Origin of the sequence: Azospirillum sp. TSH64, assembly GCF_003116035.1 — a bacterium.
Lineage (GTDB): Bacteria > Pseudomonadota > Alphaproteobacteria > Azospirillales > Azospirillaceae > Azospirillum.
Map to the genome: position 1 here is coordinate 4,682,494 of NZ_LGQW01000015.1, position 19,667 is coordinate 4,702,160.

Sequence of the window (19,667 nt, forward strand, 5' to 3'; positions counted from 1 at the left end):
TTCCAAGTCGTCATGCGCAGCCGTCGGGGGCCGCGTGATGGGGAGATGCCTGCGGACCGCTTGTCAAGGCCGTCGGCCGGTCTGCGGGTGGGGGCCGCCGTTCCATCCCGCGTGACCGCGCCCGCCGCCTGCTGTTAGTCTCGGCGTCACCACACAGGCGATCACGGGAGCGGGACCATGGCCGGACAGAGCGGCGATCTGGCGGGGAAGCGGATTCTGGTGCCGGAAAGCCGGGACCTCGACCTGTTCGCAGGCATGATGGAACAGCATGGGGCCGAGACGATCCGCTGCCCGATGGTGAAAATCCTCGACCTCGACGATCCGGCACCGGCACGGGCATGGCTGGAGCGGCTGCTGACCGAGGGGTTCGACGACATCGTCCTGCTGACCGGCGAGGGGCTGCGGCGGCTGATGACCGTCGCCCGCGCCATGGAGCGCGAGGCCGAGGTGGTTGCCGCCATCGGCCTCGCGCGGGTCTTCGTCCGTGGCCCGAAGCCGGTGAAGGCGCTCCGCGAAATCGGCTGTGCGCCCTACAAATCCGCCCCGGCCCCGACCACCGACGGCGTCATCGCCATGCTGGGGGAGGAGGATCTGTCCGGTCGCCGCGTCGGTATCCAGCTCTATCCCGACAACCCGAACGAACCGCTGCTGGAGGCGGTGCGCGCGCGGGGCGGCCAGCCGGTGGCCGTCACCCCCTACCGCTACGCCAACGATTCGGAGACCGGCGCCGTCCAGGCGGCTATCCGCGACATGGCGGAGGGGCGCATCGACTTCGTTGCCTTCACCGCCTCCCCCCAGGTGCGGCGCCTGCACGAGGTGGCGGAGGCCTGCGGCCTTGGCGACGCCTTCCGCCAGGGCTTCGCCAGGACGCGCATCGCCGCCGTCGGTCCGGTGGTCGCCGAGGCGGTGGAGGCGGCCGGCGGAACCGTCGCGGTTTCTCCCGAATCGACCTTCCATATGAAGCCGCTGGTCAACGCCATCCGGCGGCTGCTGACGGAGGGGGAGGGAAACGGGCCGGCCTGATCGGGCCGGGGCCTGTGGCAGTCAGCGACCTTTCGCCCCACCCCTCTTCTGCGCAGGTCAATTGATAACAATTCTCACTCTCGTTTAATCTTTGACGCTCAGTGTCCGCCTCAGTCAGCGGCCGTTGCCAGGAGCGTCATCATGTCCATCCCCTCTCTTTCCTTTCCCCGTGCGTTGGCGCTGGCGCTCTTGTCGGCCGGTCTCTCGGGGGGCGGGACGGCGCTCGCTGCCGATCTCTCAAACAAGGAAAAGCTGGGGGAAGCGCTGTTTTCCGACACGGCTCTGTCGGCCAACCGCACCCAATCTTGCGCCGACTGCCACAACCCGGATTTCGGCTTCGCCGATCCGCGCACCGGCGGGGCGGGTGGGGCGGCGTCGGTCGGGGACAACGGCAAATCGGTGGGCGACCGCAACGCGCCGACGGCGAGCTATGCCGCCTTCACGCCGTCTTTCCACATCAAGCCCGACGGCAAGGCGGTCGGCGGGCAGTTCTGGGACGGCCGCGCCGCCACCCTGAAGGATCAGGCCGGCGGTCCGCCGCTGAACCCGGCGGAGATGGGGCTGGCGTCCAAGGAGCAGGCACGCGCACGGCTGGCGGAGAATCCCGACTATGCCCGCGCCTTCGTGGCGCTCTACGGTGCCGGTGTGCTGGACGATGCCGAGCGCGCCTATGACGCGATGAGCGACAGCATTGCCGCCTTCGAGAAGACCGAGCGCTTCGCGCCCTTCGATTCGAAATACGACCGTTCCCTGCGCGGCGAGTACAAGATGACGGCGGAGGAGGATCTGGGGATGACCCTGTTCTTCTCCACCCAGTTCACCAACTGCAACCAGTGCCACAAGCTGAAGCCGATGCCGGCTGCCGCGGGAGAGACCTTCACCAATTACGAACACCACAACATCGGCGTGCCGGCCAATCCCGCCCTGCGCGACGCCACCGGCAAACCGGGCTTCGCCGACCGCGGGCTGCACGACAATCCGGCGGCGGCCAAAGCCGCCTATGAGGGGAAATTCAAGACGCCGACCCTGCGCAACGTCGCGGTGACCGGCCCCTACATGCACAATGGGGTGTTCAAGGATCTGGAAACCGTGGTCCGCTTCTACGACCACTACAACAACCGGACGGAAAAGGCTGCGCTCAACCCGGAGACGGGCAAGCCGTGGGGACCGCCGGAGGTGGCGGCGAACCTGTCGTCAAAGGAACTGGAATCGGCGCCCGCCCTGGATACCCGCCGCGTCAAGGCGCTGGTCGCCTTCATGAAGACGCTGACCGATGCGCGGTACGAGCATCTGCTGAAATAGCGCAGTCACCGAATGGGGCCGGACGGAAGCCTTCAATGGCCGCCCTCAATGGCCGATGTCGATGCGGAAGAGCTCCAGATCCAGCAGTTCCATCGACATCCGGGGACGCCCGGCGGCCTTGCGGGAGGCCAGCTTGCGGGCCAGCGGCTGGCTGAGCCAAGCGGCGCGGGCACGGTCGAACAGGGAGGTGCAGCGGTTGGACAGTCTGGCGTTCATGGCTGGTCGGACTCTCTCGCAAAGGGTTTAAGTCGGCGGCAGCATGGCTCCTGTGAGCAGTTGCGATAAGAATGTCCTGGCACTGTGACAGTTTCTATCGCCCAAAGGTCTAGTCCCTACGCCATTGGGCGGGGAATCGGTCCTATTCGCCGCGATCTTCGACCAAAGACGGAGGGGCAGGGCGTCACATCGCCACGCCGACCAGCCGGCGCAGAGCGTCGCGCGCCTCGCCGTCCAGAACGGGGATGCCGTTGCGGGCCTCCAGCATGAAGGCGCCGGGATCGGACAGGGTACGCATGGCGAAGCCGGCGACCGCCGGCGGTTCGCTGCTGAGCGGCTGCTGGTCGTAGACGGGGGTGAAGCTGCAGCCGGCGAGCAGGGCGCGGATCATCAGCGACTCGTCGGACGTGGCGCCGGCCGCCGGCGTGTTGATGCCGAACAGCAGCCGTTCCGCCTCCGCCTCGGTCACCATTCCGCGATCCAGCAGGATGTCGACCATGGCCGAGCTGGTCATCACCGGCGCCGCGCGCCCCTTCCAGCAGAAGCGGCCATCGTCCCAGCCGACATCCAGGCTGCGGAAGATCATGTAGGGCTCGCTGCTGCCGGGGGCGCCGGCCACGATGTAATTCACCCGGACAAGCCCGTTCCATGCCCCGGCCGGCGCAACGATGCAGGACAACCCGTTGCGTGTCAGGCGCAGGTAGGTGTCGTTGATGCCCGATGGTTCGAAATCAAAAAGCATGGGACCTTCACCTCGCTGCCACCCGTCACCACGCTGCCGGGCGGCACGGTGTCGCCGTAGCCCAGCCTGCGTTCGCTTGAGTCAGGTGAGTGGCTCGGGTGCCCGCGCAAACTGTCCATGCGGGCGTCCCCCCTTTGCGCAGAAAAGCGAAAGGCGGTAGGCCGTTCCGACGGCCACCGCCTTTCGCGCTCATGCCAAGGTGCTGGCGACCGTCAGTTGGCGGGGCCGAGGAAGACGCTGTCGCGGCTGTTCTTCTCTGCAGTGCCGGTGTCGGACAGTTGGAAGGTCAGCGGAAGCGAGGCGGCGGTGAGTGCCGCGCGCGGGGCCGTCACATAGACGCGATAGGTGGCGACGCTGTCGGGCTCCGCCGAGATGGTGGCGGTGTGGGCGGCTGCCTCATCCCCCGCCTCGCCGATCACCTTGATGTCGGCAGTGCTCAGGCCGGCGACGCTGAGGGTGTAGGAGCGGTTCTGCCGGGTCTTGTTGGCGACCTTGAAGGTGTAGGCGTTGCGGATCGACCCGTCGGACAGCGTCACGAACAGCGGGGCGCGGTCGCGCAGAACGGTGATGCTCAGGCTGGGGCGGAGCGCGAAGCTCCAGGCCATCGCGCCGCCGATGACCAGCATCATCAGGGCATAGACGATGACGCGCGGGCGGAACAGGCGCCACTGGTAGCTCTTGCCGGACGCCCGCGTATCCTGGGCGGCCAGCGAATCGAAGGCGATCAGGCGAGTGGGCAGGCCCTGCTGGATCATGATGCTGTCGCAGGCGTCGACGCACAGGCCGCAGTTGATGCAGTCCGACTGCTCGCCGGTGCGGACGTCGATGCCCATCGGGCAGACCTGCACGCACTGGCCGCAGTCGATGCAGTCGCCGAAGCCTTGGGCGCGGCGCTCGTCCCAGCTCTGCGATTTGCGCTTCGGGCCGCGGTTGTCGCCGCGGTCGACCTGATAGGTGACGACCAGCGAATGTTCGTCCAGCATCGCGCTCTGGATGCGCGGCCACGGGCACATGTACATGCACATCTGCTCGCGGGTCCAGCCGGCCATCACATAGGTCATGCCGACAAAGATGCCGAAAAACGATGTCGCCTCGTAGCTGGCCTGGAAGGTGGCCAGATCGTGCAGCAGGGCAGGGGCGTCGGTGAAATAGGCGAGGAAGCCGAAGCCGGTGACGAGGCTGAGCGCTATCCAGCCGGCATGCTTGCCGGCCTTGCGCAGGATCTTGCGCGTCGTCCAGGGCTGCTTTTCCATGCGGATGCGCTCCGCCCGGTCGCCTTCAAAGACGCGCTCGATCCACACGAACAGGTCGGTCCACACCGTGTGCGGGCAGGCGAAGCCGCACCAGACACGCCCGGCCAGCGCCGTCGCCAGGAACAGGCCCAGCGCCGCGACGATCAGGATGCCGGTGAGGTAGTAAATCTCCTGCGGCCAGATCTCGATCCAGAACAGGAAGAAGCGCGGCGTGGTCAGGTCGAACAGCACCGCCTGGGCCGGCGCATCGGGACCGCGTTCCCAGCGGATCCAGGGAGCGATGAAGAACAGTGCCAGAAGAACGGAGAAGGTGACGGTCTTCAGGCGGCGATAGAGGCCCTTGACCGCCTTCGGATGAATCGTCTTATGGTTTTCGTACAGCGGAACCTTGGCGGGTTGGGCGGGGCCCTGCTGAACGATGCTTCCGTCTGGCATGTCGATGCGCCTGATTTCCGGTTCCACGTTGGCGCGGAGCATAGTCGACCGCCGATGCGGCGCGTTTGACCTCTGTCAAACAACGTCGATATTCCGAAAAGCCCCGTCAGGTCCGAGGCTTTCCACCGGTTCGAGGGATCCGCGTTTCGGGGTCCGTTAATACTGTGCCGGCCGGCCCGTTCACAAGCTCATTGTTGTCGGATTTCAGCGGTATCACGCACAATGCTTCTACTATACTGTGCTATATTGCAACAATCAGTGCAACGTATCGTCCTAGCTTGCCGACGGTGACCAGCAGCAGAAACAGGCGCAGGTCGACGCGCAGGATGCCGGCGACGAGCGTCAGCGGATCGCCGATCACGGGTACCCACGCCAGCAGCAGCGACCAGACGCCGAAACGCTGGTACCATCCGGTCGCCCGTTCGACCAGCGGGCGGGAAACCGGGAACCAGCGGCGGTCCTGAAAATGCATCAGATAGCGGCCGAGCGCCCAGTTGATCGTGGAACCGGCGACATTTCCGACGGTCGCCACCAGAATCAGCAGGCCATCGTGATAGTTGCCGGATGCATGCAGCCCGGCGAGCAGAAGCTCGGACTGGGCGGGAAAAATCGTCGCGGCCACCAGCGCCACCAGGAACAGGCTGCCATAGGCCGCGACATCCCCCATCATGCAAATCCTTTTCCCGCCAACGGCTTGACTGTCGCACCCCACAACAGGCGCTGGATTAGGCTTCGTGGTCGCGCAAAATCAAGAGGTCTGTCCGCCGGATTTCTCGGGAGGCATCCCGCAATGGCACTTGCCCGGCAACTTCAGAGATATAAGAATGCGAGAAAATAATCTATTTTTGCGTTAGAATTTATGAGTATTCCCGTAATCAATGCTATTTGAATTGGGGTCTTCGCGCAAATTTGGTGGCTGGTGGACCGAGCGGAGGGAGTAGGCACGGGCATGGGGGAAACCGGGTTCGCCCGCTTCGACGCCGACGAACGTCTGGTGTGGGCCAATGCCGCCTTCGCGGCCCGGTTCGCCGTGGCCGGCAACACGACGCTGGACGGTCTGTTCGGCAGCCTGCTGGGCGGTGCCATGGCCGATCTGCGCCGTGGCCGGCCGATGACGTCCGCGCTTCCCGACGGCAGCGCCGTCACATTGGCGCTGGGGAGCGGCGGGGCGGGCGAGTGGCTGCTGACGGCGGTCGAGGCGGCCGTTGCCGGCATCCCGGCGGAGCATGGACCGTGGGCGAAGACCAGTTCGGTGCTCGACTGCCTCAGCCAGGGGGTGATGGCCTTCGACCGCGACCTCCGGCTGGTCGCCTGGAACCGGCGCGTGCTGGAGCTGCTCTACATCGATCCCGGATTCCCGCGCTACGCCCAGCCTTACGAGGCGGTGGTCCGCCACATCGCCGAACAGGGCGGCTACGGCCGCGGCAATGTCGACGATCTGGTGGCGCAGCGGCTGCACCATATCCGCAAGGCGCCCTGGCCCTTCTATAACGAACGTGTCCGGCCCGACGGCGTCATCATCGAGACGGTGACCCTGCCGCTGCCCGACGGTGGATTCGTCACCACCTACACCGACATCACCCGCCGCAAGCAGGCGGAGCGGGAACTGGCCTCCAGCCGGGACTTGCTGGAACAGGCGATCCGGGCGGCGCGAGAGGGCATCTCGCAATGGGATCTGCACAGCGGGGAGGTGTGGTTTTCCCCGCAATGGTGGGGCCTGCTGGGATATTCCGAAACGGAAATGGATAACAGCCGCCGCCGCTGGGAGGAGCTGCTCCATCCGCAGGACCGCGATGCAGCGCTGGAGATGGTGGAGGAACTGGCGACCGGCCGCCGGTCGGAAAGCCGCCAGCTCCAGCGTTTCCGCCATCGGTCCGGACAGACGGTCTTCCTGGAAACCCGCGTGCTCGCCGTGGCGGGGAATGACGGCCGGATCGCCCGCATCGTCGGCGCCCACACCGACGTCACCGAAAGCGTCCATGCGGCCGAGGCGGTGCGCGCCGCCAGGGATGAGGCCGAGCGGGCCCTGCAGGATTTGAAGGAGGCGCAGGTCCAGCTGATCCAGGCGGAGAAGATGGCGGCCCTGGGATCGCTGGTGGCCGGGGTGACGCACGAGATCAACACGCCGGTCGGCATTGCCCTGACCGGCGCCTCGCTGTTGGCGGAGAAGACCCGTGCCTTGCGGCATCTCTTTGAAGCCGGCAGCCTGCGGCGCGGCGATTTCGCGGACTACATCGACATCGCCGACGAGGCGACGCAGCTGATGCTGCTGAACATCGAGCGCGCGACCCGCCTGATCCAGAGCTTCAAGCAGATCGCCGTCGATCAGGCCAGCGAGGAACGCCGCGTCTTCGAGCTGAACCAGTACATCCATGAGATTCTGCGCAGCCTTGGCATGCGCATCCGCCGCAGCGGGCATTCGGTCGAGGTGCGTTGCCCGGATGGTCTGACGCTCGACAGCTACCCCGGCGCTTTCAGCCAGATCCTGACCAATTTCGTCATCAACTCGCTCCTGCACGGCTATGAGCCTGGCGTCCGCGGCCGGCTGACCGTGACCGTCACGGCGACCGGTGGGGAGGTGGAACTGGTCTATGCCGACGACGGGCGCGGCATTCCGGCCGACCTGCACGGCAAAATCTTCGAGCCCTTCTTCACCACCAGCCGCGACCGCGGCGGCAGCGGGCTGGGCTTGAACATCGTCTACACGCTGGTCACGCGCACCCTGCGCGGGCTGCTGCGGCTGGAGAGCGAGCCGGGGGCGGGGACCGCCTTCACGCTGCGCTTCCCGCGGGTGACGCCGGCCGATCCGCTGCCGCTCTGAGGCCGGCGTCAGCCGGCGTCCGGTGTTTCCGGCATCCAGCCGGCCGGCAGTGTTTCGCGCAAAGCCTGCCGGATGATGGTGGCAAGATGATCGCCAATCGGGTTCGGCCCCCTGTCCGACCGCAAGAGCCGGAGGCCGAGCGACGGAAGTTGCGGCAAGCCGCCGGCGACGGGATCGAGCACGCGGACCGCCGCCGGCCGGCCCACCGGCGTCCTCAGGGCGATGCCGAGCCCCGCCGCCGTCGCCGCCCAGAGGCCGCCAAGACTCGGGCTGACGAAGGCGATGCGCCAGGCAATCCCATGCCGGTCCAGATGGTCGCAGGCGATGGTGCGCAGCAGGCATGGCGCCTCCAATGCGACGAGCGGCAACGGCTCGGTCCCGCCGGCCCGCCAGACCGGCGCCTCCTCCGCCGCGGTCAGCCAGCACAACGGCAATGACGCGATCCGTTCGGTGGCCGATGCACTGCCGTCGTCCCATGCCAGGGCCAGATCGAGATGGCCGGAGGCGATCTTTTCGGACAGCTCGCTGTTGCGGGCGATGCGTCCCTCGATCCGGACCTTGGGGTGGGCACGGGCGAAGCGGCCGAGGACCTGCGGCAACACGGTCTCGCCGAAATCCTCCTGGATTCCCAGACGAACCCAGCCCTCCAGCCCCGCGCCGCGAACGGCGCTCATCGCCTCGTCATTCAGGTTCAACAGACGCCGGGCATAGGAGAGCAGCACCTCGCCGCCATCGGTGAGCGTCAGCCCGCGACCCGATTTGCGCACCAGCGCCGTCCCGGCCTGCTCCTCCAGCTTCTTGAGCTGGGCGCTGACCGCCGATGTCGACCGCCCGAGCCGGTCGGCGGCCTGGGCGAAGGATCCGGCGTCGATGCCGGCGACGAAACTGCGCAGCGCATCCATGTCGAGGTTGGTCAGGCGCATTTGCAAAATCCCGCAAAACAGGACGATTCATTCAGAATAATCTGATTATCGGGACGATAATCTCCATCCATACTGGGGTTGTCAATCGCTCAAACAGGAGCGGCATGCCATGCCCTTCACACGGATTTCTTTGCTCGCGGGCAAATCGCCGGCCTATCTCGCGGCCATTTCCGACAGTCTGGACCGTGCGCTGGTCGACTGCTTCGAGGTTCCGGAGAATGACCGCTTCGTGGTCATTCATCAGCACCGACCGGATGAATTGATCTTCGACCGGACCTATCGCGGTGGCCCGCGCTCGGACGACTTCATCGTCTTTCACATCACCACGGGAAAGCTGCGGTCGCCGGAAACCAAGGCACGCTTTTACCGGCGGCTGGTCGAGACCCTTGCGGCATCGCCGGGCGTACGGCCGGAAGACGTGATGATCATGATCGCCGATTCGACCTTCGAGGATTGGTCCTTCGCATCCGGTGTGTCGGCCGGACTGCCGGCGCAGGAGGCCCGGTCATGACCGGCTATTTTGAAATGCAGATGTCCTGTCCGCCGGCCATGACCGTCCGACGCGCCGGCGAAGGCATTGTTGCCGCGCCCGAAGGGATCGCCAACGGCGCCTTCCTCGTCCAGATGCTGCTGTCGAGCCGGACGGAGGGGGAGATGACGGCAATGCGCGCCTTCATCCCGCCGGGCGTCGTGACCCATTGGCACAGCCATCCGTCCGGACAGCTTCTTTTCGTGCTCGACGGTGTCGGCCTCGTGCAGCGCGAGGGCGGCGAAGCGGTCGAGGTCCGTGCCGGGGACGCCGTCTGGTTCGCACCCGGCGAACGCCACTGGCATGGCGCGGCCCCGTCCAGCCCGTTCAGCTATGTCAGCGTCCAGCCGGTGCGGGACGGGACCGCCGTTCACTGGATGGAAGCCGTCGGGCAGGAGGAGATTTCCCGATGATCGCCATGCAATACAGCTTCGTGCTGCCCGCCGAATACGACATGGCGATCATCGACCGCCGCATTCGTCAGAAGGGGCCTCTGCTCGACGGTTTTCCACGGCTGTGTTTCAAAGCCTATCTCGCGGCAAGAAAGCAGGACGCCGGCTTTGCCAGTGCGGAAAACCTCTATGCGCCGTTCTACCTGTGGGATGAGCCGGAAGGGATCGACAGCTTTCTTTCCAGTCCGGGTTTTGCGGCACTGACACGCGATTTCGGCTGGCCGTCGGTGCAGACATGGCTGGTTTGGCATGCTGAACTGACGGGGAATTTGAAAGCCGCGACTTACGCGGCCCGCGACATCGCTGCGATTGCCGCCTATTCGGATCTGGCTTCTCAGCGGGACACTGCCATCGCGGAGGCAAAGTCGGCGATTGATGCCGGTGCATTGGCCGCCATTGCCGCGTTCGATCCGACGGGGTGGAAGATGACGAAAGTCACGCTCTGGCCCGGGCTGCCGCCTGTGATGACGGAGATGATGCAACTTTACACCGTCGGGCATGTCTCGCTGCCGAACGAACAATAAATCCGCGCATCGATGGCGCAGGATTGCTGTAACCAGGAGGGAGTTTTCAGCACAGTCGCCGCCTCAAGCGGCAACCCTGCGGGGCAGTGATTTCGCAGGGATGGTGGAAGGGGCTGGATTCGAACCAGCGTACGCTAACGCGGGCAGATTTACAGTCTGCTGCCTTTAACCACTCGGCCACCCTTCCATCGGGGTGCGGAGGAGTAGCCTTTCGACAGGGGGGCGTCAAGCCCCTTTTGCGCGAAAAACGCAAGCGGAGGCGCGGCAACAAAAGCGGCAACAAAAAGCCTCCGTCCCACGGGGGGACGGAGGCTTTTCAAAGGGGCTTTTTCAAACCCGCTTTTTCAAAAGTCCGCTCAGTTCGGGCGGCGCGAAGCCCGATGCGCCGGGATCGGGATCGGGCGGATCGCCTGTTCCTCGCGGCGGCTGGCCGACATGTCGATTTCCACGCGGGCCAAGGCCTTGCGCAGTTCATGCACGGTGTCGGACAGGGACTGGATCGTCGCCTCGCTCGGCTGCTGACGCCAGCCGCGATAGGCGGAGATGCAGGCCTTGGCGGTGTCGCGCAGGCGGCCTTCGATCGCATCCACCGGCGGGGTCGGCTGGCCGGGAGCCCGCGGGGCCTCCGGCGCGGCGGCCACCGGTGCGGCTGGAGCCGGCGTGGGCGCCGGGGCCGCCGGGGCAGGGTCCGGGCGGTTCAGCCGCAGCGTTTCCGTCGGCGCCGGGGCTGGCGCCGGGGCCGCTGCCGGTGCTTCGGCCGGGGCCGGTTCGGCAGCCGGTTCCGGCCGGGAGGCACGGGTCAGCGTGGTCCGGCCGGTGCGGCCGGCGGCGCGGCGCGGTTCGGCAGGTGCCTCGGCAGCCGGTGCCGGAGCGGGTTCGGCGGCCGCGGCCACCGGCGTTTCGGCCGGCGTCTCCGGGGTCGCCGCCGTCACCGGAGCAACGGCTTCGCCCGCCGTGTCCGCCGTGGCGGACGTGCCGGCCTCGGCGATCTGTACATCGTCCTGCGCGTCACCGGAGACGGCGTCGCCCTGGCCGCTCGCGGCCTCCGCCTTCTTGATGATGTAGGAGATGGCGCTGGGGGTGCACTCGAATTCGCGCGCAATGGCCGAAAGGGTTGCACCGCTGCGGTAGCGATCAAGAATTTGGGGCCACGCCGACTGAGGAATGCGCCCACGCTTCTTGGGAGACTCCGGTTCGCTCCCGGTTTCTGAGTTCATTATATCGCTCGGTTGCCAAAGTGAATTTTCAGTCATTCGTCAGCATGTCCACCCGGACCGCACGCTTCAGACGCGGGACCACGCGGGCGCGTGCGTCAGCAGCATCGAGGCTTCACGCTGGCGGGCGATGTTTTCGGTATGGATGACTATCGGAAACTCTTCTCAAAAATGCCAGCATAACTTTGCACGGAATCGTGATTTTGTATCCGGTGTCACAACTGGGCACGATGCTTGGTGCAAGGCCTGCGGTTTTAAAAACTGCGGGCAGCCCGAAACCCAGAGTGGAACGAATCCGCCGCCGGCATCTTCCGGTCGCCGGACTTTTGAAAAGTGCGATGGACCCCGGACGGGGGGTTGCGTGTTTGCAGTTTCAGAACAAACCCGACCGGGGCCCGCCATTCGATGGTTTCTCGCCCAGGGTCTTTTGAAGAGCCGTTGGTCGCGACTCTTCGGCGTTTGCCCAACCGTTTTCTGCGGAGACCGTCCATGCCGCATGCGTCCGTGCCGCGTTCGTACCCGATCTTCCGACGCCTTCCAGCCGCGGCGCTGTGCGCGTTGCTGTCCGGTGCTGTGTTTTTGCCGGCGCTGCCGGCCGCAGCCCAGGACGCGCCCGCCGTCGGGGCGCAGCCGGGGGCGAGCAGAACATACGCGCCGCCGTCCTTCCGCGACCTTGCCCGCACGCAGATCGACACCGTCGTCAACATCTCCAGCACCCAGGCGCCCCAGCCCTCGGCGGGTGGCGGCAGGCTGCCGGAGGGGATGGACATTCCACCCGGCTCGCCGCTGGAGCAGTTCTTCCGTGAGTTCCGCAACCGGCAGAGGGGCGGCCAGGGCAACGGCTCGCCGGAAAGCGGGCCGAACGGCGGTTCGCAGGGGAGCGGTCCGCAAGGGCTGCCCAGCATGGCGCTCGGCTCCGGCTTCATCATCGATCCGTCGGGCCTGATCGTCACCAACAACCATGTCGTTTCCGACGCGGCCGAAATCGCCGTCACCCTGCATGACGGCACCAAGCTGCCGGCCAAGCTGGTGGGGTCGGACGCGCCGACCGATCTTGCGCTGCTGAAGGTCGAAAGCGCCAAGCCGCTGACCGCCGCCCATTGGGGCGACAGCGAAACGGTGGAGGTCGGCGATTGGGTGGTCGCCATCGGCAACCCCTTCGGCCTCGGCGGCTCGGTGACCGCCGGCATCCTGTCGGCCCGTGCCCGCGACATCCAGCAGGGCCCCTATGACGAGTATCTGCAGACCGATGCCGCCATCAACCGTGGCAATTCCGGCGGTCCGCTCTATGACGCCGGCGGCGCCGTGATCGGCATCAACACCGCGATCTATTCACCGACCGGCGGATCGGTTGGCATCGGCTTCGCCATCCCATCCTCGCTGGCCAAGCCGATCATCGACCAGTTGAAGGACGGCGGAAAGGTGCGCCGCGGCTGGCTGGGCGTCCAGGTCCAGCGGGTGACGCCGGACATCGCCGAAAGCCTGGGCGTGGAAGGCTCCGGCGGCGCCCTGGTCACCAGCATCTCGCCCGACAGTCCCGCCGCCTCGGCCGGGCTGCGCCAGGGCGACGTCATCACCGCCTTCAACGGCGACCCGCTGGAGCAGATGCGCCAGCTTCCCCGCCTTGTCGCCTCCACGCAGATCGGCAGCACCGTGCCGATGACCCTGCTGCGCGGCGGCAAGCAGCAGTCGATCCAGGTCACCGTCGGCGAACTGCGCGACGAGCCGCAGCAGCTGGCGATGTCGGGATCGAGCGGCGCCCCCCGGTCCGCCCAGCCGGAGGAGAGCAAGTCGGCGCTCGGCCTGAAGCTGGCTCCGCTGACCCCCGGCCTGCGCGAGACCTTCGCCATCGGCGAGGATGTCGACGGTCTGGTGGTCACGGAGGTCGACCGCGACAGCGCGGCCTCGCAGCGCGGGCTCGACCTCGGCGACGTCATCGTGGAGGCCGGGCAGGAACCGGTGGCGACCGCTGCCGATCTGGAAACCCGCATCGCCAAGGCCAAGGAACAGGGGCGCAAGACCCTGCTGATGCTGGTCAGCCGCGGTGGCGACCTGCGCTATGTGCCGCTGCCCCTGGTCCCCGAGACCGGTGGCAAGAAGGGGTAGTCCGGCCTTCGCATTTGCGGATCGGACGGAAGCGGAGATCTGCCCCGCTTCCGTCTCATCCTTTTCCGCTACCGTTCGCCGCGCCGCGAGAGTAATTTGCCGCCCGTTTGGCGAATGGGATGGCAAACCGTGAGCATTTATCCGGAGAGCGGCCAGCCGGTGCGGCTGTCGGTCGTTGTCCCCGTTTTCAACGAGGCCGAGAACGTGCTGCCCCTGCTCGAAGAGATCGAGCGGGCACTGGCTCCGGTCGGCGGTTTCGAGGTCATCTTCGTCGACGACCAGTCCGACGACGACACCCAGGCGCGTCTTGCCCCGGCGGTCGAGGCCGGCCGGCTGCGCGTGCTGCGTCATGTCCAGCGCTCCGGCCAGAGTGCGGCGGTGCGCAGCGGCGTCAAGGCGGCGCGCGGCGAGTTCGTGGTGACGCTCGACGGCGACGGCCAGAACGATCCGGCCGACATCCCGGCACTGTTCGCTCTGGTGTCGACGGGCGAGGCGGGAGCGCCGGTGCTGGTCGGCGGCTTGCGCAAGAAGCGGCAGGACACGCTATCGAAGCGCTGGGCCTCGAAGATCGCCAATGCCGTCCGCCAGTCCTTCCTGCAGGACGGCTGCACCGACAGTGGCTGCGGGCTGAAGCTGTTCCGCCGCGACGCCTTCCTCGACCTGCCCTTCTTCGGGGCGATGCACCGGTTCCTGCCGGCGCTGTTCCGCGCCCACGGCCACCCGGTGGCTTATGTGCCGGTGAACCATCGTCCGCGCGAACGCGGCGTGTCAAAATACAACAACTGGCGGCGCGGGCTGATCGGCGTGGTCGATCTGCTGGGCGTTTACTGGCTGAAGCGGCGGACGAAGATGTCGCCGGTCTCCGAACGCCTCTGACGTCTTTTAAAGCCGATCGACCCTCACAGCGACCCATTCGGTACAGGATTCAACGATGCTAGAGCGCGCCGCAGCGTGGTTCCAGGGGCAAAGCACCACCGACCTGATCTGGGTCGGCATCGGCTTTTTCGCCCAGCTGATGTTCACCATGCGCTTCATCGTGCAGTGGATCGCCAGTGAAAAGGCGCGCCGCAGCGTGGTGCCGGAGATGTTCTGGTACTTCTCGCTGGGCGGTGGCGTCATGCTGTTCGCCTATGCCTTCTACCGCTTCGACCCGGTCTTCATGCTGGGGCAGGGCATGGGCTTGGTGATCTATGCCCGCAACGTCTATTTCGTCTGGTCGCACAAGAAGTCGCAGGCCACCGGCGACGCGGTACCGAGCAAGCCGTGACCGCAGCGTCCTCGCCGCAAGGCCGTCTGCCGGCCAGCCGCCTGCCGATCTGGGCCTATGCGCTGCTGGCGCTGATCGCCGCGGCGCTTTTCCTGCCGGGCTTCACGGTGCTGCCGCCCTTCGACCGGGACGAGGCGCGCTTCGCCCAGGCATCGTCGCAGATGCTGGACAGCGGCAACTATGTCGACATCCGCTTCCAGGACGAGACGCGCTACAAGAAGCCGGTCGGCATCTACTGGCTGCAGACCGCAGCGACCGCTGCCGCCGATGTTGTGCGCGGAATTCCGGTCGGTGCCGACAAGGTCATCTGGACCTACCGCATCCCCTCGTTCCTGGGCGCCATCCTGGCCGTCCTCGCCAGCGCCTGGACGGCGGCCCGGCTGTTCGGCGGCCCGGCCGGCTTCATCGCCGGGCTGATGATGGCCTCCTGCGTCGTGCTGGGGGTCGAGGCGCGGATGGCCAAGACCGATGCCGTGCTGCTCTCCACTGTGGTGGTCGGGCAGGCGGTGCTCGCCCAGCTCTATCTCGGCCGCCGTGGGCCGGTCCCCGCCGGGCGCGCTGCCTGGGTGGCTCCGCTGGTCTTCTGGATCGCCGCCGGCATCGGCGTGCTGGTCAAGGGGCCGATGGTCCTGCTGGTGTCCGGCAGCACGGCGCTGGTTCTGGCGCTGTGGGACCGCGAGGCCGGGTGGCTGAAGCGGTTGAAGCCGCTGGCCGGGATCGGCATCGTCATCGCGATCGCCGCCCCCTGGCTGATCGCCATCGCCATCAAGAGCAAAGGCGCCTTCTTCGCCGAATCCGTCGGCCACGACATGCTGGGCAAGGTGTCGGGCGGTCAGGAGGGCAAGGGGCTGCCGCCCGGCTATTACCTCGGCACCTTCTGGGTGACCTTCGCCCCCTGGTCGCTGCTGGCCCTGCTGGCCGTTCCCTGGGTGTGGGCGCGCCGCCGTCTGGATGCCGTGCGCTTCTGCATCGCCTGGATCGTCCCGAGCTGGTTGGTGTTCGAGGCGGTGCCGACCAAGCTCCTGCACTATACCCTGCCTGTCTTCCCGGCCATCGCCGCCATCGCCGCGGCGGCCTTGATCGACGGTTTCGACCGCAGCCGCGAAAAGCCGCGCCGCTGGCTGGTTGCCGCCGCGGTGGCGCTGGGCGTGATCGGTTTCGGTGCCTTGACGCTGGCGGTGGCGGTGATCCCCTGGCTGGTCGATGGCCGGATCGATCCGGTCGGGGTGGCGCTGGTGCCGGCGGTGGGTGGCCTCTTCGCGCTCGCCCTGCGCTCTCTTCTGCGTGGGGAGCGGCGGGCCGGGCTTGCCGCCGGGGTCGGTGCCGCGGCGCTGCTCTATGCCGGGACCTATGCCGCCGTGCTGCCGAGCATCGACGGCGTGTGGGTCAGCCGGCAGGCCGCCCGCGCTGTCGCGCAGGTCCGGCCCTGCCCGGACAGCGTGGTGGCGACCGCCGGCTATTCGGAGCCGAGCCTGGTCTTCCTGCTCGGCACGCCGACCAAGCTGGTCCATGGTGCCGGCGCTGCCGCGCATCTGACGGCGGACCGCGCCTGTGGGCTTGCCCTGGTGGAGGACCGCGAGGCGCCGGCCTTCCTCGACAGCCTGGGCACCGTGACGCCGCTGTCGCTGACCGAGCTGTCGGGCTTCAACTACAACACCGGAAAGCGCCTGCACCTGACGCTCTACCGCCTGCCGGCCTCCTGACGGGGTCTCCCAACGGAATAGCCCCGGCGCCGTATCGCAAGGCGGGACCTATGCCCCGCATGGGCATGCGGCGACCGGGGTGGGTAACGCGCCTCCGCATTGGACGGCGCGGGTGCTTTGCGTTCGACTGCTCCTTCCGATCCGTTTTCCCGGACGAAAGGTGCCTGTTCGATGACCCGCGTTGCCTTCTCTGCCGATACCGCCATCCGGACCGCCGTCGCCGCCGCACTGGCGGTGATGACGCTGTCGCTGCCGGCCCACGCCCAGAAGCAGGAATATGCGCCCTGGGTGTACGACCAGATGGTCCCGACCGGCCCGCTGCTGCGCAACCTGGATCAGGCCCAGCCGCTGCCCGGCCCGGCGCCGTCCCATTGGGGGGCGACGAAGGCGGGCAAGGACCGGGCCGGCATGGCGCGATACGGCACCGACGTGAAGCGGACGGACAAGCATTACTCCGCGTCCCATTCGCTGACGCCGCCGCCGGTGGATCCCGCGGCCGCCAAGCGCGTAATGGCCGCACCGCGCAGCGCCGACGCTCCGCCTGTGCCGCGAACCGCGCGACGGGAGTAAGGACCGGCTACTCCGCCGGCAACTCTCCGGGCCGCCACAGCCATGCCGCACCGCGCACGCCACTGGAATCGCCGTGGCGGGCGCGGCGCACCGGCGTGTCCAGCCGGTCGCTGAAGGCCCAAGGCTGCATCGCCGCCGGCAGCCGGTCATACAGCAGGTCCGCGTTCGACAGGCCGCCGCCCAGCACGATGACGTCGGGGTCCAGCAGGTTGGCGACCGCCGCCAGACCGCGGGCGAGACGGCCGACCAGCCGGTCCGCCGTCGCCCCGCACCCGGCATCTTCGGCCGACGGGTCGGCGGCGCGGACCAGGATGGCCGCGGCGTCCAGCCTTTCGCCGGTTGCGGCGAAATGGTCGGCCGCAACTGCAGGACCGGAGACGAAAGTTTCCAGGCAACCCTGTTTGCCGCAATAGCAGGCAGGCCCCGGCCGCTCCTCGTCGGTCGGCCAGGGCAGCGGGTTGTGGCCCCATTCCCCGGCGATGGCGTTGCGCCCGCCCAGCACCCGGCCATGAACGACGATGCCGGCGCCGCAGCCGGTGCCGAGGATCGCTGCGAACACCACGTCGCAGCCGGCTCCGGCGCCATCGGTCGCCTCCGACACCGCAAGGCAGTTGGCGTCGTTCTCAATCCTAACCGGACGGGCGAGCGCCCGGGACAGGTCGCGCGTGAAGTCGCGTCCGATCAGCCATGTGGAGTTGGCGTTCTTCACCAGCCCGGTCGCGGGTGAGATGGCGCCCGGAATGCCCAACCCCACCGTCGCTCTGCTTCCGGCGGGGATTTCCTGTTCCAGCCGGGCCACCAGATCGCGGATCGTGGCGACGGTGCCGTCGTAATCGCCCTTGGGCGTCGGAACTCTGTGGCGCGCCAGTTGGTTTCCCTGACGGTCGAGCAGGATGCCCTCGGTCTTGGTGCCGCCCAGATCGATGCCGATGCGGTGTCCGCTCCGGTATTCTGCCGCGGTCCCTGTTCCGGCAGATCGTGTTCCGGCCGATTGCGATCCGGTGGCTGCCATGCCCTGTCACCTGTCCGACTGTGCTGCGCCAATCCATAGCGTCGCCGGCCCGGTCCCGTCCAGCGACGCACGCTCCCTCCGTCGGGAGGGGAGCAACCTTCGGTCACCCGGCGTTGCCTGCCCGACGCGCCGATGGGACAAAACGCAAGCATCGGCCAAATCTCATTGACCCGTCACGGCGTTCGGGTAGAAGGTCGCCGACTGTCGGGCACTGCAGTTTCCCGCCCGAACCCGTCCTGTCGTACCGCGCCACCGGAGCCCCTGATGAGTCGCCAGCGCGCCGCCCTCCGCCATTCCCTCAAAGCCCTGACCGGCGCCGCCGTCCTCGGCGCGCTGCTCGCCCTGCCGGCGTCCGCCGGCGCTGCCGCCAAGGAGCCGGCGAAGCCGGCCGCCACCAAGGCTGCGCGCCCGGCGAAGTCCAGCGTCCCGGCCACGCCTGCCTGCTACAACCGCGCCGAACATGCGGCCGAGCAGCTGATGCGCATGCACACCGAGATGATGGTGGTCGGCCTGACCTGCCGCACGGTCGTGCCGGACAAGAAGCCGTTCGACCTGTACCAGGACTTCTCGGTCAAGAACCGCGCCCTGCTGTCCAGTTCGGAAGCGTCGCTGATCAACTTCTACAAGCGCTCTGGCTCCGGCGGCAACGCCACCCGCCAGTTCGACATGTTCCGGACCGAACTGGCGAACGAGATCAGCCGCCGCGCAGCCACCATCGGCATCCCGCAATATTGCGCCAACTTCGTCGACCGTTCGGTCGCCGCGAAGGACCTGACGGGGGACGATCTTCGCACCCTGACCAGCGACGAGAAGAACGCCGGCCTGATGCATCTGGCCAGCCGCCCGCTCTGCGACGTGAAGGTGGTCAGCAACCCCGACCCGGTCTTCGCCGTCGCCTCGGCCGCGCCCGCTCCGACAGCGCCCAAGGCCACGACCGCCAAGGCGAAGCCGGCCAAGGCCGCCGCTCCGGCTAAGCCGAAGCAGAAGGTTGCCGCCGTCCCGACCAAGCAGTCCGTCGCCGTCCGCTAACGGCTTGACGGTCCGCGTCGTCTTGCAAAACGCCCTGCCGGCAACCGCCGGTGGGGCGTTTCGCGTTTCCGGCCCTTTCTCTTCGCCGCGACGCATGCGGACAACACAAATCTGTCTTGCAAAAATCCGTCAGGCTGGTACTACCGAAAAGGTCAGGAGGGGCACTTGCCGGACGGCCCGGCCGGATCGCGGGAGCCGCCTCCGAACAGGAAAAATCTTGGTCCGTCAGACCAATAGACGGAACTCCGGATGATACGGCATTCCGTTTGGTGACTGGACGGGCTGCACCAGACAGAGTGCACCAGACAGGGGGGCTGCTGTTGCGAGACCGGTGTGCCGAGTGTGCCCGTGCCGCCGCACCCTGCCTTTGCGCCGCGCTGAAGGTGGGATGAGGATATGGAATATTTTCTTCAGCAATTGATCAACGGCTTGTCGCTCGGTGCGATCTACGGCCTGATCGCAATCGGTTACACGATGGTGTACGGCATCATCGGCATGATCAACTTCGCCCATGGCGAGATTTACATGATCGGCTCCTTCGTGGCG

General features: G+C 67.2%; 19 protein-coding genes, 1 tRNA gene and 1 pseudogene. 13 read left to right on the forward strand and 8 right to left on the reverse strand.

Annotated elements, in window-relative coordinates; translation table 11 throughout:
- The first annotated feature begins 177 nt into the window (after positions 1–177).
- Positions 178–1,023, forward strand: coding sequence for a uroporphyrinogen-III synthase (locus tag TSH64_RS22550; protein ID WP_109448407.1), 846 nt, complete (start codon positions 178–180; stop codon positions 1,021–1,023).
- A gap of 141 nt (positions 1,024–1,164) precedes the next feature.
- Complete coding sequence (locus TSH64_RS22555) at positions 1,165–2,325, forward strand: cytochrome c peroxidase (RefSeq protein WP_109448409.1); 1,161 nt, start codon at positions 1,165–1,167, stop codon at positions 2,323–2,325.
- A 45-nt stretch (positions 2,326–2,370) separates the two neighbouring features.
- Here TSH64_RS22555 and TSH64_RS35980 read toward each other — a convergent pair whose 3' ends face one another.
- The 4 genes from TSH64_RS35980 to TSH64_RS22570 all read right to left on the reverse strand — a co-directional run bounded on the left by TSH64_RS35980 (position 2,371) and on the right by TSH64_RS22570 (position 5,638).
- On the reverse strand, positions 2,371–2,541 hold the full coding sequence (locus TSH64_RS35980) for a hypothetical protein (protein ID WP_199237642.1): 171 nt from the start codon (positions 2,539–2,541) through the stop codon (positions 2,371–2,373).
- A gap of 184 nt (positions 2,542–2,725) precedes the next feature.
- Complete coding sequence (locus TSH64_RS22560) at positions 2,726–3,283, reverse strand: hypothetical protein (protein WP_109448411.1); 558 nt, start codon at positions 3,281–3,283, stop codon at positions 2,726–2,728.
- 212 nt (positions 3,284–3,495) lie between these two features.
- Positions 3,496–4,971: a cytochrome c oxidase accessory protein CcoG gene (gene ccoG, locus TSH64_RS22565; RefSeq protein WP_247873095.1), complete on the reverse strand. Its 1,476-nt coding sequence runs from the start codon at positions 4,969–4,971 to the stop codon at positions 3,496–3,498.
- Between the two features lie 241 nt (positions 4,972–5,212).
- Complete coding sequence (locus TSH64_RS22570) at positions 5,213–5,638, reverse strand: YqaA family protein (protein ID WP_109452952.1); 426 nt, start codon at positions 5,636–5,638, stop codon at positions 5,213–5,215.
- A 282-nt stretch (positions 5,639–5,920) separates the two neighbouring features.
- Between TSH64_RS22570 and TSH64_RS22575 the strand changes: the two genes are divergently transcribed.
- Positions 5,921–7,792 (forward strand): PAS-domain containing protein, encoded by a 1,872-nt coding sequence (locus TSH64_RS22575; RefSeq protein ID WP_109448415.1) that lies wholly within the window; start codon positions 5,921–5,923, stop codon positions 7,790–7,792.
- Positions 7,793–7,800: 8 nt separating this feature from the next.
- Here TSH64_RS22575 and TSH64_RS22580 read toward each other — a convergent pair whose 3' ends face one another.
- Positions 7,801–8,715, reverse strand: coding sequence for a LysR substrate-binding domain-containing protein (locus TSH64_RS22580; protein ID WP_109448417.1), 915 nt, complete (start codon positions 8,713–8,715; stop codon positions 7,801–7,803).
- Positions 8,716–8,824: 109 nt separating this feature from the next.
- On the opposite strand from TSH64_RS22580, the gene TSH64_RS22585 reads away from it, so the two are divergent.
- From TSH64_RS22585 to TSH64_RS22595, 3 genes are read left to right on the forward strand one after another with little or no spacing between them, the layout of a single operon-like run.
- Positions 8,825–9,226 (forward strand): tautomerase family protein, encoded by a 402-nt coding sequence (locus tag TSH64_RS22585; protein ID WP_109448419.1) that lies wholly within the window; start codon positions 8,825–8,827, stop codon positions 9,224–9,226.
- Entirely contained in the window at positions 9,223–9,657 is a 435-nt protein-coding gene (locus TSH64_RS22590) for a cupin domain-containing protein (protein WP_109448421.1), read from the forward strand. The genes TSH64_RS22585 and TSH64_RS22590 overlap by 4 nt, the downstream gene beginning before the upstream one ends.
- Positions 9,654–10,220 carry a DUF4865 family protein gene (locus TSH64_RS22595; RefSeq protein WP_109448423.1) on the forward strand — a complete coding sequence of 189 codons (567 nt, stop codon included), beginning with the start codon at positions 9,654–9,656 and terminating at the stop codon, positions 10,218–10,220. The genes TSH64_RS22590 and TSH64_RS22595 overlap by 4 nt, the downstream gene beginning before the upstream one ends.
- Before the next feature lie 101 nt (positions 10,221–10,321).
- Here the strand turns inward: TSH64_RS22595 and TSH64_RS22600 are convergent.
- Together TSH64_RS22600 and TSH64_RS22605 are read right to left on the reverse strand one after the other, a co-directional pair.
- Positions 10,322–10,407 (reverse strand) — tRNA-Tyr (locus TSH64_RS22600).
- Positions 10,408–10,576: 169 nt separating this feature from the next.
- Positions 10,577–11,437 (reverse strand): hypothetical protein, encoded by an 861-nt coding sequence (locus TSH64_RS22605; RefSeq protein ID WP_109448425.1) that lies wholly within the window; start codon positions 11,435–11,437, stop codon positions 10,577–10,579.
- Between the two features lie 486 nt (positions 11,438–11,923).
- On the opposite strand from TSH64_RS22605, the gene TSH64_RS22610 reads away from it, so the two are divergent.
- The 5 genes from TSH64_RS22610 (at position 11,924) to TSH64_RS22630 (ending at position 17,080) form a co-directional block, all read left to right on the forward strand.
- On the forward strand, positions 11,924–13,540 hold the full coding sequence (locus tag TSH64_RS22610; RefSeq protein WP_109448427.1) for a DegQ family serine endoprotease: 1,617 nt from the start codon (positions 11,924–11,926) through the stop codon (positions 13,538–13,540).
- A gap of 114 nt (positions 13,541–13,654) precedes the next feature.
- Positions 13,655–14,416, forward strand: a complete 762-nt coding sequence (locus TSH64_RS22615; protein WP_109448429.1) for a glycosyltransferase family 2 protein — start codon at positions 13,655–13,657, stop codon at positions 14,414–14,416.
- Positions 14,417–14,471: 55 nt separating this feature from the next.
- Positions 14,472–14,807 (forward strand): lipid-A-disaccharide synthase N-terminal domain-containing protein, encoded by a 336-nt coding sequence (locus TSH64_RS22620; RefSeq protein WP_109448431.1) that lies wholly within the window; start codon positions 14,472–14,474, stop codon positions 14,805–14,807.
- The gene (locus tag TSH64_RS22625; RefSeq protein ID WP_109448433.1) at positions 14,804–16,510 is read left to right on the forward strand and encodes a glycosyltransferase family 39 protein; all 1,707 of its coding nucleotides are present in this window, start codon (positions 14,804–14,806) and stop codon (positions 16,508–16,510) included. Before TSH64_RS22620 ends, TSH64_RS22625 begins: the two co-directional genes overlap by 4 nt.
- Positions 16,511–16,681: 171 nt before the next feature.
- Positions 16,682–17,080: a hypothetical protein gene (locus TSH64_RS22630; RefSeq protein WP_109448435.1), complete on the forward strand. Its 399-nt coding sequence runs from the start codon at positions 16,682–16,684 to the stop codon at positions 17,078–17,080.
- Positions 17,081–17,087: 7 nt separating this feature from the next.
- Here TSH64_RS22630 and TSH64_RS22635 read toward each other — a convergent pair whose 3' ends face one another.
- Positions 17,088–18,092: an ROK family protein gene (locus tag TSH64_RS22635; RefSeq protein ID WP_109448437.1), complete on the reverse strand. Its 1,005-nt coding sequence runs from the start codon at positions 18,090–18,092 to the stop codon at positions 17,088–17,090.
- A gap of 264 nt (positions 18,093–18,356) precedes the next feature.
- Here TSH64_RS22635 and TSH64_RS22640 point away from each other — a divergent pair, with 264 nt between their 5' ends.
- Both TSH64_RS22640 and TSH64_RS22645 read left to right on the forward strand, forming a co-directional pair.
- Positions 18,357–19,121, forward strand: a complete 765-nt coding sequence (locus tag TSH64_RS22640) for a hypothetical protein (RefSeq protein ID WP_247873096.1) — start codon at positions 18,357–18,359, stop codon at positions 19,119–19,121.
- 396 nt (positions 19,122–19,517) lie between these two features.
- Positions 19,518–19,667, forward strand: a pseudogene (locus tag TSH64_RS22645) (branched-chain amino acid ABC transporter permease LivH); the annotation flags it as partial.